13 protein-coding genes and 1 pseudogene are annotated in these 16486 nt (G+C 64.0%); 4 read left to right on the top strand and 10 right to left on the bottom strand.

Annotated elements, in window-relative coordinates; genetic code table 11:
- Window positions 1-5: 5 nt before the first annotated feature.
- Both VSR68_RS00665 and VSR68_RS00660 read right to left on the bottom strand, forming a co-directional pair.
- Entirely contained in the window at window positions 6-1112 is a 1107-nt protein-coding gene (locus tag VSR68_RS00665) for an S-(hydroxymethyl)glutathione dehydrogenase/class III alcohol dehydrogenase (RefSeq protein WP_342937970.1), read from the bottom strand.
- 203 nt (window positions 1113-1315) lie between these two features.
- Window positions 1316-2740, bottom strand: coding sequence for a xylulokinase (locus tag VSR68_RS00660; RefSeq protein WP_342937969.1), 1425 nt, complete (start codon window positions 2738-2740; stop codon window positions 1316-1318).
- Between the two features lie 445 nt (window positions 2741-3185).
- On the opposite strand from VSR68_RS00660, the gene VSR68_RS00655 reads away from it, so the two are divergent.
- Window positions 3186-4601: a nucleobase:cation symporter-2 family protein gene (locus VSR68_RS00655; protein ID WP_342937968.1), complete on the top strand. Its 1416-nt coding sequence runs from the start codon at window positions 3186-3188 to the stop codon at window positions 4599-4601.
- Window positions 4602-4712: 111 nt separating this feature from the next.
- On the opposite strand, the gene VSR68_RS00650 is transcribed toward VSR68_RS00655, so the two are convergent.
- The 5 genes and pseudogenes from VSR68_RS00650 to VSR68_RS00630 all read right to left on the bottom strand — a co-directional run bounded on the left by VSR68_RS00650 (window position 4713) and on the right by VSR68_RS00630 (window position 11840).
- Window positions 4713-5237, bottom strand: a complete 525-nt coding sequence (locus tag VSR68_RS00650) for a DNA-binding protein (RefSeq protein WP_342937967.1) — start codon at window positions 5235-5237, stop codon at window positions 4713-4715.
- Window positions 5238-5365: 128 nt separating this feature from the next.
- Window positions 5366-5611: pseudogene (locus tag VSR68_RS00645) on the bottom strand (hypothetical protein); the annotation flags it as partial.
- Window positions 5612-5848: 237 nt separating this feature from the next.
- On the bottom strand, window positions 5849-7366 hold the full coding sequence (locus VSR68_RS00640; protein WP_342937966.1) for an efflux transporter outer membrane subunit: 1518 nt from the start codon (window positions 7364-7366) through the stop codon (window positions 5849-5851).
- A gap of 10 nt (window positions 7367-7376) precedes the next feature.
- Entirely contained in the window at window positions 7377-10571 is a 3195-nt protein-coding gene (locus tag VSR68_RS00635) for an efflux RND transporter permease subunit (RefSeq protein WP_342937965.1), read from the bottom strand.
- Window positions 10572-10589: 18 nt separating this feature from the next.
- Window positions 10590-11840: an efflux RND transporter periplasmic adaptor subunit gene (locus tag VSR68_RS00630; RefSeq protein ID WP_342937964.1), complete on the bottom strand. Its 1251-nt coding sequence runs from the start codon at window positions 11838-11840 to the stop codon at window positions 10590-10592.
- Window positions 11841-12269: 429 nt separating this feature from the next.
- Between VSR68_RS00630 and VSR68_RS00625 the strand changes: the two genes are divergently transcribed.
- Window positions 12270-12905: a TetR family transcriptional regulator gene (locus VSR68_RS00625; RefSeq protein ID WP_342937963.1), complete on the top strand. Its 636-nt coding sequence runs from the start codon at window positions 12270-12272 to the stop codon at window positions 12903-12905.
- 126 nt (window positions 12906-13031) lie between these two features.
- On the opposite strand, the gene VSR68_RS00620 is transcribed toward VSR68_RS00625, so the two are convergent.
- Window positions 13032-13661, bottom strand: a complete 630-nt coding sequence (locus VSR68_RS00620; RefSeq protein ID WP_342937962.1) for a cysteine hydrolase family protein — start codon at window positions 13659-13661, stop codon at window positions 13032-13034.
- 125 nt (window positions 13662-13786) lie between these two features.
- Here VSR68_RS00620 and VSR68_RS00615 point away from each other — a divergent pair, with 125 nt between their 5' ends.
- Both VSR68_RS00615 and VSR68_RS00610 read left to right on the top strand, forming a co-directional pair.
- Window positions 13787-14023: a hypothetical protein gene (locus tag VSR68_RS00615; RefSeq protein WP_342937961.1), complete on the top strand. Its 237-nt coding sequence runs from the start codon at window positions 13787-13789 to the stop codon at window positions 14021-14023.
- Complete coding sequence (locus tag VSR68_RS00610) at window positions 14020-14964, top strand: helix-turn-helix domain-containing protein (protein ID WP_342937960.1); 945 nt, start codon at window positions 14020-14022, stop codon at window positions 14962-14964. Before VSR68_RS00615 ends, VSR68_RS00610 begins: the two co-directional genes overlap by 4 nt.
- Before the next feature lie 54 nt (window positions 14965-15018).
- On the opposite strand, the gene VSR68_RS00605 is transcribed toward VSR68_RS00610, so the two are convergent.
- Both VSR68_RS00605 and VSR68_RS00600 read right to left on the bottom strand, forming a co-directional pair.
- A complete protein-coding gene (locus VSR68_RS00605; RefSeq protein ID WP_090865552.1) occupies window positions 15019-15765 on the bottom strand; it encodes a CoxG family protein in 747 nt (248 codons plus the stop codon).
- 33 nt (window positions 15766-15798) lie between these two features.
- The gene (locus VSR68_RS00600; RefSeq protein ID WP_342937959.1) at window positions 15799-16263 is read right to left on the bottom strand and encodes a DUF427 domain-containing protein; all 465 of its coding nucleotides are present in this window, start codon (window positions 16261-16263) and stop codon (window positions 15799-15801) included.
- Window positions 16264-16486: the final 223 nt, after the last annotated feature.

Below are 16486 nucleotides of genomic sequence, written 5' to 3'. Positions count from 1 at the left end.
CTCCTTTAGTAGATGACCACCGAGCGGATCGACTCGCCCTTCTTCATCAGGTCGAAGCCTTCGTTGATCTGGTCGAGCTTCAGGTGATGCGTGATCAGGTCGTCGATGTTGATCTTGCCTTCCATGTACCAGTCGACGATCTTCGGCACGTCGGTGCGGCCGCGCGCGCCGCCGAACGCCGAGCCCTTCCATTGACGGCCCGTCACCAGCTGGAACGGCCGCGTGCTGATTTCTTCGCCCACCGCCGCCACGCCGATGATGAACGACTGGCCCCAGCCCTTGTGCGTGCATTCGAGCGCCTGGCGCATCAGCGTCGTATTGCCGACGCATTCGAACGAATAGTCGGCGCCGCCATCGGTGAGCTGCACGATATGGTCGACGACGTTCTCGACTTCCTTCGGGTTGATGAAGTGCGTCATGCCGAACTTCTTCGCCAGTTCGACGCGGCCCGGATTGATGTCGACGCCGATGATCTTGTCAGCGCCGACCATCTTGGCGCCCTGGATCACATTGAGGCCGATGCCGCCCAGACCGAACACGACCACATTCGCGCCGGCCTCCACCTTCGCCGAATAGACCACGGCGCCGACGCCCGTCGTCACGCCGCAGCCGATATAGCAGACCTTGTCGAACGGCGCGTCCTCGCGGATCTTCGCGACGGCAATCTCAGGCACGACGATGTAATTCGAGAACGTCGATGTGCCCATGTAATGAAAGAGCGGCTTGCCGTCGAGCGAGAAGCGCGACGTCGAATCGGGCATCAGGCCCTTGCCCTGCGTCGAGCGGATCGCCTGACACAGGTTCGTCTTGCGCGACAGGCAGAACTTGCACTGGCGGCACTCGGGCGTGTAGAGGGGAATCACGTGATCGCCCTTCTTCAGCGTGCCGACGCCCGGCCCCACATCGACGACGACGCCCGCGCCTTCGTGACCGAGAATGGCCGGGAAGATGCCCTCGGGATCGGCGCCCGACAGCGTGTAGTAGTCGGTGTGGCAGATGCCCGTCGCCTTCACTTCGATCAGCACCTCACCGGCACGCGGCCCTTCGAGGTCGACTTCCTCGATCGTCAACGGTGCGCCGGCTTTCCATGCGATTGCTGCTTTCGTCTTCATCGTGAATGCTCTCCTGTGGTTCGCCAAGGCTGTTCCATGAATCTGAGTTTGAATCTGAATCTGTTCCCGACTGCCGTGAACGATTGCGGCCCGGATTGTCTCGCATGTTCGCGCGCCGCGCTTCGGACATCATCGCCGACAATCGCGACCCGTCCATGGCGTGCCGCGCCGCGCGATTGTCGTCATGCGACGCGGCGCGCGCCTCACGCCGATGGCCGCGCGAACCAGCCTTCGACGCGGCCGTAAAGATCGATAAAGCGCGCGTACCGCGCGGCAAGCGCCGTATCGTTTTGCGGTCCCGCGACGCGTGTCGCTGCGGGCGCGAGCGCCGCGAGATCGCTTGCATGCCAATGACCGCACGCGATTGCGCCGAGCATCGCCGCGCCACGCGCCGCCGCGTTCGGACAATCGACGGCATGCAGTTCCACATCGAGCGCATCGGCGAGCAACTGGCGCCAGCGCGCATCGACGGAACCGCCGCCCGCCAGACGCAGCGCCGACACTTGCGCGCCGCTTTGCCCGATCGCGTCGAGCCCCGCGCGCAACGAAAACGCGACGCCTTCGAATGCGGCCCGCATCATCGCGCCGCGCGATGTGCCCAGCGCGAGCCCGAGCCAGCCGCCGCGCGCCGAGGGATTGAGCCAGGGCGTGCGCTCGCCCGTCAGATAAGGCAAGAACGTCACACCCGACGCTGGATCGGATTCGAACGCATCGCGGTAGGCATCAGACCATTCGTAAGACAGCCAAGCTCGTACCGCCTCGAGCGCAACGCCGACGTTTTGCATTGCGGCCATCCGATACCAGTGGTCGGTGGCGGCCCTGTAGCGATGCAGGCCCTGTGCCTCGTTCGGCTGTTCCGTCGCGAGCACGAGAATCTGTCCGCCCGTGCCTGTGGTGAGCAGCGCGTCGCCATCGTTCGCGAGGCCGCTGCCGAGCGCGGCGCAAGGCGTGTCGCCTGCACCTGTGGCAAGCATGATGCCAGCGCGCAAGCCGAGCATGCGCGCCGCGTCGTCGGACAGCGAGCCACTTGCCGCATACGACGCAGCAAGCGGCGCGAACCGGTCGAACGGCAACCCGAGACGTTCCAGCAAGTCGTGATCCCATAGGCCGGTTGGATCGGCAAGCGCTGTCGCGCAGGCATCGGAAGGGTCGGTCGCGATTGCGCCGCCGAGCTTGAAGCGCAGCCAGTCTTTCGGTTGCAAGGCCCAGCGAGCCGCTTGCATGGACTGTGGCTCGTGCAGCGCGATCCATCGCAGCAGCGGGCCTGCCATGCCCGGCGCGACGGGGTTCGGCTGCGGCGCGGGCCATGCGTCGAGCAACGCCTGCGCCCGCGTATCGGGCCAAAGCATCGCGGGCCGCACGGCATCGCCTTGTGCGTCGCTCAATACGACGCCGTGCATCTGACCTGAAAAACCGATCGCCCGAACGGCGCTGCGTTGGGCCTGCGGCAAGCGCGAAGCCGCTTCGCGCAGCGCGCGCCACCAGATCTCCGGATCGATTTCCGCCCAGCCCGGCTGCGGCGTGTCGATCGAATATGCGATGCTCGCCGCGCATTGCTCGCGCGCTTCGACGTCGATGATCGCGAGCTTTAGTGAACCTGTACCAAGATCGATGCCAAGGAAGGACATGAATGCGATGGGTTAAATGCGGGTTGAACGTGTGTGTTGAAGAGAACCGTGCTTTCGGGGCACGGTGCGCTCCATCGAGATGGGACAGCTTGCGTCGAGACGGGACAGGTTGCGAACGGCCATTTTCATGTGCGACGGCCGGCCGCGCGGGTTAACCCACCCCCGACAGAACGCAGCCCGAAAACGCATTATGTGCGAGCCGCAATACACATCATATGGCCGCCGATACGTCACCATTGAGCGCCCCTTTGATGAACATCCCGCAAGCCGCCACGCCACAAGGGCTACGGCCAGATTCTTCCGATTCCGCCAAGGACACGTGTTTCAAATCCGTTTCGCGCATATCGTCGCCGCAAAGGTTGAAATAGAATGACGTGGTCTTGTCGCGTTTTTTCGTCCCGCATACCTTGGAGTCATCCCAAAACCAGATGTGGAGAGAGACAAGATGCACTCGAACACGGTTCATCCGTGCGACGAGCGACTGCCCTTCGGCCAGTTGCTGACGCTCGGCATCCAGCACGTGCTGGTGATGTACGCGGGCGCCGTCGCCGTGCCGCTGATCATCGGCAGTGCCCTCAAGCTGCCGAAAGAGCAAATTGCCTTTCTCATCAGCGCCGACCTTTTTTCGTGCGGCATCGCAACGCTGATCCAGACGCTCGGCCTGTGGATCTTCGGCATCCGGCTGCCCGTCATCATGGGCTGCACGTTCGCCGCAGTCGGCCCGATGGTCGCGATTGGCACGAACCCGAACTTGGGCATTCTCGACATCTTCGGCTCGACGATCGCGGCCGGCGTGATAGGCATCGTCGCCGCGCCGATGATCGGCAAGCTGCTGCGCTTTTTCCCTCCCGTCGTGGTCGGCGTGGTGATATCGGTGATCGGTCTTTCGCTGATGGAAGTGGGCATCAACTGGGCGGCAGGCGGAGTCGGCAATCCGGATTACGGCAACCCGATCTACCTCGCGCTGTCGCTCGTCGTGCTCACGCTCATCCTTTTGATCAACAAGTTTGGCAAAGGCTTCATCGCGAATATTTCGGTGCTGCTCGGCATTGTGGCGGGCTTCATCATTGCCGCGCTGCTCGGTCGCGTGAACATGGATGGCGTGACGAACGCACCGTGGGTCGGCTTCGTGATGCCGTTCCATTTCGGCCTGCCGCACTTCGATCCGCTCTCCATCGCGACGATGGTCACGGTGATGTTCGTCACGTTCATCGAATCGACAGGGATGTTCCTCGCCGTCGGCGACATGGTGGACCGACCCGTCGACCAAAAGACGCTCGTGCGCGGTCTGCGCGTGGACGGTCTCGGCACGCTGATCGGCGGCATCTTCAACTCCTTCCCTCATACGTCGTTCTCGCAGAATGTCGGCCTGATCGGCGTGACGGGCGTCAAGAGCCGCTTCGTCTGCGCGATGGGCGGCGTGATCCTCGTGCTGCTCGGCCTGTTCCCGAAGATGGCCCAACTGGTCGCGTCGGTGCCGGCCTTCGTGCTGGGCGGCGCGGGCATCGTGATGTTCGGCATGGTGGCAGCAAACGGCATCAAGGTGCTGTCGAAAGTCGACTTCGTGAAGAACCATCACAACCTCTTTATCGTCGCCGTAAGCATCGGTCTTGGCCTCGTGCCCGTAGTCTCGCCGAACTTCTTCTCGAAGCTGCCGCCCGCGCTCTCGCCTCTGCTGCACAGCGGGATTCTGCTGGCATCCGTTTCGGCTGTCGTGCTCAACCTGATCTTCAATGGCGTGAAGGGCGAACGCGCAGCGAAGCGCGACATTCATCGCACCGGTCACGACTTCGACGGACGCGCTGGCAACGACGACACCCTCGCCGGCGACGAAATGCTGCGCGCCGCCGACATGCACTAAGCCTCGCGCCAAACGCTGCACAAGGCGCCAGGCAGCAACTCTCGCCTTTACGCGTGCGCATGACTACGGTCGTGCGCACGCAAACGGCAGAACGAACACCCTCTTCCCGCTTCAAGCGACCAGGTTGTTGAAGTGTCGCGTCACCTTCGGCTCAAGATCGCGAGCCTCCTTCATCAGATTGATCTGCTTCGCCGATCTCGCCACTTCGAAAACTTCGGGCGCGATGTCATAGCCGCCGCGATCGTGCATCCATTCGAGCACGTCCGACAGATGCCACAACGACGTGCTGCCCTCATGAACGGGCGCGGGAAATTCCGTAGCATGCGACTGCATCAGCTTGCGCATGTTCTGGCGCGAGACGCCAGCCACTTCCGCCACATCCGTCAACCCGACAAAATCGGGCGCGGCCTCGACCAGTTGTGCCGTCGGCACCGCGCGGCGCACGTCCTTCAACGCGCTGACGAGCGCATGCGTCGCGCTTTTTGCCTCGCGCGCGAACGCGAGCGCAATACGCCCCGGCTGGCCGACACCGATGGTCGCATCGTCGCAACCTTGCGCAGCGAGACGCTCGACGATGTCGTCATGATCGCAATCTTCCGCGCTCAGACGGTACTTCAGTGTGAAGGTGTATTCCATGTTTGCTCCTTGTCCTTCCCTGGTTGCTGCTCCGGCTGCTCCGGCTGCTCTGGCTGCTGCCCGTGCTGCTGTTGTGCCCGCGCGCGCCTTTTCGCTTCGGCAATCACGTGCAAGGAAATGACCTTGTGCCGATGCGGCGCGCAATTCTCCACGATGCGACGCAACGTTCTTGCATGACTGACTGCATTGCGCGGCGTGCACCAGATGCTGGTGATGCAAAACTCGCCGCATCGGCAATCGCTGTCGTTGTAGGGGCAATACATTCGCCCCCACGCATGCCCGCAGCCCGTGCCGGGCACGACGCACCAGCCGTTTTCTTCCGCATAGCCGAGTGCCGACTCGACTTCCTTCTTCGAATGAGTTCGACGATTCATGAACAACTCCAGTCTATAGCGCCTGTCGTATGGTTGTCAATTGACAACCTTTAAATGGGCCATCAGTTTCCGTCCATCAGGTGCCGATACTAGCGGCTCACGGCGCGAGTAAACGATCTGGATAACTGAATTAGCCATTCGGACGATGGCTTGTAGGACGGCAATAAAAAAACGCCACGGCATGCCGTGGCGTTTTGCATAGAGAAAGGAAAAGCCGCTGTCGATGCGGCCAGGGACTCAGCCCGACGTCGCAGCCGATGCCGCAACGGGCGCACTGGCCGCGCCGTAGTCGGCGGGTGCGTCGGCGGGACGCGGCTGCTCGCCCGCGCGCTCGATCCATCCGCCGCCGAGCGCCTTGTACAGATCGACGAGGTTCGTCAGACGTTGCACGCGCGCCGTGATCAGCAACTGCTGTGCGTCGTACAGGGCGGTCTGCGCGGTCAGCACGGCAAGATAGCTGTCGACGCCGTTCCGGTAACGCAGGTCCGACAGATCGAGTCGACGCTGTTCCGCGAACGTGTCGCGTTCGAGCGCCTTGATCTGCTGATCGTACGTGCCGCGCGCGGCGAGCCCGTCGGCCACCTCTCGGAACGCCGTCTGGATCGCCTTCTCGTACTGCGCGATCTGGATGTTCTTCTCGACGTTCGCGAGATCGAGGTTCGCGCGGTTCTGGCCGCCTTCGAAAATCGGCAGCGTGATCTGCGGCGCGAAGCTCCACGCCGCCGAACCCGGCTTGAACAGCCCGCCGAGCGTCGGACTCAACGTGCCGAAGTTGCCCGTCAGCGAAACGCGCGGGAAGAATGCCGCGCGCGCCGCGCCGATATTCGCATTGGCTGCCAGCAGGTTTTGCTCGGCCTCCATGATGTCGGGACGGCGCGTGAGCAGATCCGACGGCAGACCGGCAGGAATGTCGGTCAGCAAGTCCTGGTCGTTGAGTACGAGTCCGCTCGGCATATCAGTCGGCAGCGGTTCGCCGATCAGCAGCACGAGCGCATTCTCAGCCTGTGCCCGCAGACGCGCTTGTGACTGCAGATTCGCATTCGCCTGTTCGACAACAGTCTCAGCCTGACGCAGATCGAGTTCAGAACCCGTGCCCGTGTCGTACTGCAGCTTTGTGATGCGATACGACTCTTGCGCGGTCTTGAGCGTGTCCTGCGTGACCTTCAACGAATCGTCAAAGGCGAGCACCGTCAGATACTGATCCGCGACGGAAGCAACGAGTGCGATCTCCGCGGCCTTGCGCGCCTGCGCCGTCGCCAGATATTGCGCGAGCGCCTGGTCCTTCAGGCTGCGGATGCGGCCGAAGAAGTCGATTTCCCACGATGCGTTCAGACCGACCGAGTACTCGTTGGAAATCGTCTTGCCGAAGAACGACAGGTCTTTCGGCGTGCGCTGCTTCGTCTGCGACGCGACGGCGTCGATCGTCGGCATCAGCGCCGCGCGCGCGATCTGATACTGCGCGCGCGAAGCCTCGATGTTCAACACCGACACGCGCAGATCGCGGTTGTTCTTCAGCGCGATATCGATCAGTCGTTGCAGCCGCTGATCGACGAAGAAATCGCGCCAGCCGATGTCGACGGCCGCCTGGCTGTTCGCCGAGCGCCCGCCCGTGCCGGGCGCAGGCTGCGTCGCATAAACGCCGTCGCTCGGGAACGCACCCGAGACAGGTGCGGCCGGCCGTTCGTACTTCGGCTCCATCGTGCAGCCCGCGGCGAAGAGCGCGACGGCCACTGCCATCAAAGAATATTTATGCATCTCAATGTCCTCAGCTGGCGTTGCCCGGGCCGCTGCCGCCCTGCGGGTCATGCGGATGGTGCTCGTTATAGTGTTTCAGCGCCTCGTCGGGGTCTTCCTTCTCGCCGGTGAACTTCGCGCGGATCACGACGAAGAACATCGGGATCATGAAAATCGCGAGGAAGGTCGCCGTCAGCATACCGCCGATCACGCCCGTACCGATTGCGTGCTGGCTCGCCGAGCCTGCGCCGTTACTGATCGCGAGCGGCAGCACGCCGAGAATGAACGCGAGCGACGTCATCAGAATCGGGCGCAGCCGCAGACGCGCCGCTTCGAGCGCCGCTTCGATCGGGCCCATGCCTTCGCCCTGCTGCAGCTCGCGCGCGAATTCCACGATCAGAATCGCATTCTTCGCGGACAGGCCCACCGTCGTCAGCAGACCGACCTGGAAGAACACGTCGTTCTCCAGTCCGCGCAGCGTCGCGGCCAGCAGCGCGCCCAGCACGCCGAGCGGCACGACCATGATCACCGAGAACGGAATCGACCAGCTTTCATACAGCGCCGCGAGACACAGGAACACGACGAGGATCGAGATGCCGTACAGGATCGGCGCCTGCGAGCCGGACTGACGCTCCTGGAACGACAGACCCGTCCACTCGTAGCCGATACCCGCCGGCAGCTTCGCTGCGATCGCTTCCATCGCCGTCATTGCCTGCCCCGTCGACTTGCCCGGTGCCGCCTGGCCCTGGATTTCCATCGCCGAAATACCGTTGTAGCGCTCGAGCTTCGGCGAACCATAGGCCCACTGACCACTTGCGAACGCGGTGAACGGCACCATCCCGCCCGCCGTGTTGCGCACGTACCAGTCGCTCAGGTTCTCCGGCGTCATGCGGAACGGCGCGTCGGCTTGCAGATACACCTTCTTGATCCGGCTGTCCGTATCGAGGAAGTTGTTGACGAACTGCGATGCCCACGCGATCGAGAACGTCTGGTCGATCGTCGACAGATTCACGCCCAGCGCCGACGCCTTTTCCTGGTCGATCGACACCTTGAACTGCGGCGTATCGTTCAGGCCGTTCGGACGCACCTGCGCGAGCGTCGGGTCCTTCGAGGCCATGCCGAGCAGCTGGTTGCGCGCATCCATCAGCTTTTGGTGACCGAGACCCGCGCGGTCCTGCAACTCGAAGTCGAAGCCCGATGCCGTGCCGAGTTCGGGAATCGACGGCGGATTCACCGGGTACACGGTTGCGTTCTTGTACGTCGAGAAGTGCATGAACATCCGGCCGACCAGCGCCTGCACCTTCTGATCCGCATGCTGACGCTCCGAATAATCCTTCATCCGCACGAACACGAGACCGGAGTTCTGGCCGCGGCCCGCGAAGCTGAAGCCGTTCACCGTGAACGTCGATTCGACGATCGACTTCTCGTCGTTCAGCAGATAGTCGGAGATGTCCTTCAGCGCGCGCGCCGTGGTTTCCTGCGTCGAGCCCGACGGCGTCTGCACCAGCACGAACATCGTGCCCTGGTCCTCATCCGGCAGGAACGACTTCGGCAGACGCACGAACAGCAGACCCACGGCGACGATCACCACCAGATAGATGATGAGCCAGCGGCCCGAGCGCTTGATCACGTGGTGCACGCCCGTGTGGTACTTGTCGCGGCTCTTGTCGAAGGTGCGGTTGAACCAGCCGAAGAAGCCCTTCTTCTCTTCGTGATGACCCTGCGGAATCGGCTTGAGAATCGTCGCGCACAGCGCCGGCGTCAAAATGAGCGCGACCAGCACGGACAGCACCATCGCCGCCACGATGGTCAGCGAGAACTGCCGGTAGATCGCGCCGACCGAGCCGCCCGAGAACGCCACGGGCACGAACACGGCAGAGAGCACGAGCGCCACGCCGACCAGCGCGCCCGTGATCTGGCCCATCGCCTTGCGCGTCGCGTCGCGCGGTGACAGGCCTTCTTCCGACATCACCCGCTCGACGTTCTCCACGACCACGATCGCGTCGTCCACCAGCAGGCCGATTGCGAGCACGAGACCGAACATCGACAGCACGTTGATCGAGAAGCCCACCGCGCTCATGATCGCGAACGTACCCAGCAGCACCACGGGCACCGCGATCGTCGGGATCAGCGTCGCGCGCAGGTTCTGCAGGAACAGGTACATCACGAGGAACACCAGCACGATGCCTTCGAGCAGCGTCTTGACCACTTCCTCGATCGACAGCCGCACGAACGGGGTCGTGTCATACGGGTACTTCACGACGAGACCATGCGGGAAGTACTTCGACAGCTGGTCGATCTTGTCGCGCACGGCCTTCGCCGTCGCCAGCGCGTTCGCGCCCGTCGCCAGCTGGATACCGAAGCCCGCCGTCGGCTGGCCGTTGTACTTGGTGTCGAAGTTGTAGTTTTCGCCGCCCAGTTCGATGCGCGCGACGTCCTTGATGCGGACCTGCGAGCCGTCCTGGTTCACCTTCAGCAGCACGTTGCCGAACTGCTCGGGCGTGTTCAGCAGCGTCGCTTCCGTGATCGTCGCCTGCAACAGCTGGCCCGGAATCGACGGCGTGCCGCCGAGCGAGCCGCCCGCCACCTGGACGTTCTGCGCCTGCAACGCGTTTTCGACATCCACGGGCGTGAGCCCATAGTTGGTCAGCTTGTGCGCGTCGAGCCAGATCCGCATCGCGTACTGCGAGCCGAACAGCGTGACGGTACCGACGCCGTCGATACGGCTCACCGGGTCCTGCACGTTCGACGCGACGTAGTTCGCGAGGTCGTACTTGCTCATGCTGCCGTCCGTCGACACGAACGCCAGCACCAGCAGGAAGCTGCTGCTCGACTTCGTCACCTTCGTGCCGAGCTGCTGCACCACTTGCGGCAGGAGCGGCGTCGCGAGCTGCAGCTTGTTCTGCACCTGCACCTGCGCGATGTCCGGGTTCGTGCCGGGCGCGAACGTCAGCGTGATGGTCGCCGTACCCGAATCGTCCGACGTCGACGACAGATACAGCAGGTGGTCGAGGCCGCTCATCTGCTGCTCGATCACCTGCGTGACGGTGTTTTCAACCGTTTTTGCCGATGCGCCCGGATACGTCGCGCTGACCTGCACGGCAGGCGGCGCAATCGTCGGGTATTGCGCGACCGGCAGCGTGAAGATCGACGCCAGACCCGCCAGCATCAGAATGATGGCGATCACCCATGCAAAGATCGGGCGATCGATAAAAAACTTTGCCATGAAGCAGGCTCCCTTTGATTACGCGCCCGATGCAGCGGAGGCCGCGGACGCGCCGCTGGCTGCCTGCGCGCCGCCCGGAGCCGGCGAGTTCTGCGTGCCCGCGGCTGCCGCGTCCGACGCGGCGGGTGCGGGCGGCAGTTGCGCCGGCACGCCCTTCGCCTGTGCGCCCGGACGGACCTTGTCGGTGCCTTGCACGATCACGCGGTCGCCCGCGTTCAGGCCACCATCGACCACCCAGTACTGGCCATACGTCGCCGAGGTCTGCAGCACGCGCGACTGGACCTTGTCGTCCTTGTCGAGCACGAGCGCCGTCGGCTGGCCCTTCTGGTCGTGCGTGACGCCCACTTGCGGGACGAGCAGCGCGTTGTCGTTCATGCCCTCTTCGATGCGCGCGCGCACGAACATGCCCGGCAGCAGCACATGATCCTTGTTGGGGAAGATCGCGCGGATCGTCACCGAGCCGGTGGTCTGATCGACGGTCACGTCGGTGAATTGCAGCTTGCCCTTCTCCGAATAGACACGGCCGTCTTCGAGAATCAGATCGACCTTGGCGGCATTCGGACCGCTCGTCTTCAGACGGCCCTGCTGGATTTCGCGGCGCAGCTTCAGGCCCGCGAGGCTCGATTGCGTCACGTCGACATAAACCGGGTCCAGTTGCTGAACCGTCGACATCAGCGTCGCCTGGCTTGCCTGCACGTAGGCGCCCGGCGTCACCTGCGAGATGCCGACCTGACCCGTCACGGGCGAAACGACATCCGTATAGCCGAGGTTGATCTGCGCGGTGTCGACAGCGGCCTTGCCTGCCGCGACATCGGCGGCGGCCTGGCCTTCGGCGGCCACGGCGTTGTCGTAGTCCTGCTTCGACACGGCGTTGGCCGCGACGAGCACCTTGTAGCGGTTCGCCTGCGCGGTCGTCGACGCGAGATTCGCCTGCGCCTTCGCGAGCGACGCCTTCGCGTTGTTCAGCGACGCGATGAACGGCGCCGGATCGATCTTGTACAGACGCTGGCCGGCCTTGACCTGCGTACCTTCCGTGAATTCGCGGCGCAGCACGATGCCGTCGACCCGCGCGCGCACTTGCGCGACGAGGAATGCGCTGGTGCGGCCCGGCAACTCGGTGACGACCGGCACGGACTGCGGCTGAACCGTGACGACACCGACTTCGGGAGTTTGTGGCGGAGGTGCTGATTGTTTTTGTCCGCACGCTGCCAGCATTACGGCAGCCGTCGCGGCAGTGAGTAAGCGGAATGGAACCCGTTCGACGCGCATGGAGCGACCTCTGTCAAAGACTGAGAAGGAAAAAGTGCGTGCATCTCTCTGCGGAGAAGGCTGCGCACATCGACGTCTCGACGACGACGCCATGACCGGACGCTCACGAATGCGCTTCCTGCGGGTGCACCCATTGCGAAATGCGCGAAGCCGGGAAATGCAGCACCGCGCCGCCCAATAATTGAGACAGCGCAAGGCACCTGTAAAAGGCAACAGTGACGGATATTAACCGTTCACTCCAACATGAGCTATCCGATCGATGGGGTGCTATTATATATACATTCATGAATGCACGTAAAAGAGCGTTCAGCCCGAAAGAAGGCGTTCTCCCGAAAGATCAACCTGGCGATAACCGGCATGGGAAATGATCTTTATCACGCACGTTTAAAAACGTCAGGGAAACCCCGCAATTACCAGCAGGTCACACGCATGGTCCGTCGAACCAAGGAAGAAGCGCAGGAGACGCGCACCCGCATCCTCGATGCCGCAGAAAAGGTCTTTTTTGAGAAAGGTGTGTCGCGCACTTCGCTGGCCGACATCGCGCAAACGGCGGGCGTCACGCGCGGGGCGATCTACTGGCACTTCGCCAACAAGGGTGAACTCTTCACGGTCATGTTCGACCGCGTGCTGCTGCCGCTCGACGAACTCAAGGCGGCCTCGGTGGACCCGAACGAAGCCGATCCGCTCGGCCGCCTGATCGATATCTGCACCGTGTGTCTGCGCGACACGGCCAACGACCCGCATCGCCGCCGGGTGTTCGAAATCCTGTTCCACAAGTGCGAGTTCGTCGAGGAGATGGGCCCCGTGATGGCGCGCTATCAGAACAACATGCGCGAGGGACTCGCCAACATGCAGGTGGCGATGCGCAACGCGATTTCCAAAGGACAACTGCCGGTGGACATGAACGTGCCCGTCGCCGCGTCGATGGTGCATGCGTTCATCAGCGGCTCGTTGCGCGACATGCTGTTCGTGCCCGAAGCGCTGGACTTCGGCCATCACGCGCGGCAGATGGTCGAAAGCATGATCGACGGGCTGCGCAGTCCGGCGTTGCGGCTGGGCGCGTGAGGACAGGCGCGCGAGGACCGGCGCCGTTAGCAGGCTATTCGTGCACGCGGCTGGAACCGCTCCTGACCGTCCGCGAAGAAGCCGGCTCAGGCGCCGCCGGCCGGCTCATGTTCGCTTCGACTTCGTTCAGACCGCCGTCCTCGCGCGCGCCTTCTGATTCGACGCATAGATAGAACCGCGCTCGAGCGGGCCGCCCGACTCGACGGCCGCGATCCACTGCTGCGTGCTCGCGACCGCCGCGAAGCGCGACTGCAACACGACGCAGAACACGCGATGAATCTCCTCGGCGCTCGCAAAGCCCGCGCTGTTCTCGTACGGCACCGAGCCCGTCGCATCGTGCAGAAACTCGACGGCCAGTCCCATGTGCAGCGCGTGATTGATCGTCGATGCGTCGCAGTTGTGCGTCATGTAGCCGATCACCGTCAACGTGTCGATGTCGCGCGCGGCGAGCCAGTCGGCAAGGTCCGTGTTCGTGAACGCGCTCGGCAGCGCTTTCTCCATGAAGTGATCGCGCTCGCGCGACGCCACCACGGAATGAAGCGCCGCGCCGTCGCTGCCGCGCGCGAAGATCGGCGCGCCGGGCGGCGTGAGGTTCTGCACGACGACCACGGGAATGCGCGCGGCGCGCGCCGCGTCGATTGCGCGGCCGATGTTCGCGAGCGACGTCTGCACGTCGGGGTATTCGATCGGCAGGTCGCCCGTGACGTATTCGTTCTGGACGTCGATGACGATCAGGGCGCGACGGGGCGTCGACATGGCAGGTCTCCTCAAGGTAGTGGTGAGCAGGTGGCGTGAGCGGCTGGCGGTTGCAGCCGCGATGCCGCATTCTTCGCTTTCCGGCCGCCGCGCGACAGTGACCCGAATGACAATTTTCGCTAGGATTGGGCCATTCGCATTTTCGCTCCGGAGGCCGTGAATGGCCCGCCACGCTTCCCGTTCCGCTGTTCCTCAAGGTGCTGTTCCTCAAGATGCTGTTCCTCAAGGTGCTGCTCCTCAAGGTGCCGTTCCCCAAGGTGCCGTTCCTCAAGGTGCTGTTCCTCAAGATGCCGTCCCCACGCCCCGACGCGTCAAGACGGCCACTCGCAACGCCGCCGCGAAAGAGCCACGCAGACATGTGATCGCTGCGATCGCATTCGACGGCATCAGCCCGTTTCATCTGTCCGTGCCTTGCGTCGTGTTCGGCGAGGACCGCAGCGACGGCGGCGTGCCCGTTTTCGATTTTCGCGTCTGCTCGATCGAGCCTGGCCCGCTGTCGACGACAGCCGGTTTTTCGATCGCCGCGACGCACGGTCTCGAAGTGCTCGCCGATGCCGATACGATCATCGTGCCCACGTGGCGCGATCCGCACGAAGATCCTCCAAGAGCGCTGCTCGACGCATTGCGCGCCGCTCACGCACGCGGCGCGCAACTGGTCGGCCTGTGCCTCGGCGCGTTCGTGCTCGCCGCCGCGGGCCTGCTCGACGGGCGTCCCGCGACGACGCACTGGGCGTGGGCCAGCGACTTCGCGCGCCGCTTTCCGAAAGTGAAAGTCGATCCGCAAGTCCTGTATGTCGACGACGGCGACATCCTCACGTCGGCGGGCACGGCGGCGGGACTCGACTGCTGCCTGCACGTCGTGCGCACGCTGTGCGGCGCGCAAAGCGCGAACCATGTCGCGCGGCGCCTCGTCGTGCCGCCGCATCGACAGGGCGGACAGGCGCAATACGTGCAGCAGCCGATGCCGCACGACGTGCGCGGCAATCGTCTCGCCGCGCTGCTCGACTGGGTGAACGGCGCGCTCGACGCGCCGCATACGCTGGATTCGCTCGCCGGCCGCGCGGCGATGAGCCGCCGCACGTTCACGCGTCACTTCAAGGCGGCGACGGGCACGACCGTCGGCGCGTGGCTGCTTGCGCAACGGCTCACCCTCGCGCAGCAATTGCTCGAGAGCACCGACGAGTCGATCGAATCGATTGCGGGAATGGCGGGATTCGGTTCGACGGCGTCGCTTCGTCAGCATTTCACTGACGCGTTCAGGACATCGCCGTCCGCGTGGCGGCGGGAGTTTCGCGGTGTGTGACGCGCGGCGGACCCGGCCCGCGATTCGCCGCCGGGCCGACAGTCACGAAGGCCGTCAGCCCTGCGTGAAGTACCGCGCGATGTAGAGCAGCAGCGCGACGAAGAAAATCATCGCGGCCCATGCCCAGTTGGGCAGCACATGCGGATCGTGCTCGTGATGCAAGCCGTGCAGCAGCGAATGCGCGGCGCGGCCCGTCAGCGTGCCGCCGTGCTGCTGGTCGTGCAGCCGCGCGCGGCGCGCGACGCCGCTCAGGCTGATCGGCCGCAGAAACACGTGCTGGCGGCGCCCCTGCGTGGCCGTCGCGCGATTCGGGCCCTTGCCGTGCTTCGCCTGAACGACTGCGCAGAACTCGGTGAAGAAATCGTCGGCGAGCTCGTGCAGCGCATTTTCGATCTGACGCGCTGGCAGTTCCGAAAGCGGCCCGGTCGCGGTCGCCCACACCGAATAGTCGATGCGCGTGCTCGGGCCGCGACCCGGCAAATGAAGCGCATCGTCGGTGCGCAGCGATACATCGATCTGTCCGCGCAACGAGCCGACGCCTTCCGCGCGTGCCTTGAAATTCAGCGTGCGGTGCGGCTTGTCGCTATCCGGGCCGTCCTCGCTCGCGACATGCGCGCGAATCTGGTAATGCGCGCGCAATGGTCCGAGCGGCACGGTCATCGTCAGCAGATATTCGCCGCCCTGGAGCCGGCGCAGCGACTCGCAGTTGTCGAGACTCGCGCGCAACAACGCGAGATCCTGCAGCGCGTCCCAGACTTCGGACGGCGCGAGCGGCACCCTCAACGCGTCGTTCAATTCCATGGCAGCCTCCCCGAAATACGCGCGACTGCGGGATCAGGACGTCTGATCGATGCGGTCGACGCGCGATGCGTAAAACGCCAGATAGCCCGCGATCTGCTTGACCTGTTCTAACGGGCTTTCATAACTCCAGACTGCGTTCTCGATGACCTCGTCTTCGGTGCGAAGATGAAAGTACGACGCTTCACCCTTGAACGGGCAGCGCGACGTATGAGTCGACCGTTCGAGCCGCGCCATGTTGACGTCGGCGCGGGGAAAATAAAACACGTCGGGATAGCCGGTTTCGCTCAGCGTGAGCGCGCCGAACGTATCCGCGAATGTCACGCCCTGATGGATCACGCGCACCCGGTGCCGGTTGGTCGTAATACGGATCGTATGGGGCGCCTGCCCATGAGCGCCGTGCGCTGGCGCACCACCGGACGCATCGCCGGGGCGGCCGCCTCGAACGGCATCGGCACCGTCAGCGCCGTCGGCGCTTCCGCTGGCTGGGGCATCGTTCATGTCGTCCGCTCCGCTGATGGCACATGCTTGTCCTGTCCGACTGGCCGCCCGGCTGAAGGGTCAGCCCGGCACTCGCGGCACGCGCCGCCTCGTTGTGATTCTGCGGTGCGCGTCTCCCTCGGCCACGCCGCGCCGACTCCGATACGGCGAAGCCACGAGCGTGTTCGTGGCTTCATTATTGACCAAACGCAGCGGGATTGCGCGACCTTCGTTGGCGGGATGG

Origin of the sequence: Paraburkholderia phymatum (assembly GCF_038900715.1) — a bacterium.
Lineage (GTDB): Bacteria > Pseudomonadota > Gammaproteobacteria > Burkholderiales > Burkholderiaceae > Paraburkholderia > Paraburkholderia phymatum_A.
This window is presented reverse-complemented; position numbering and strand designations above follow the sequence as displayed.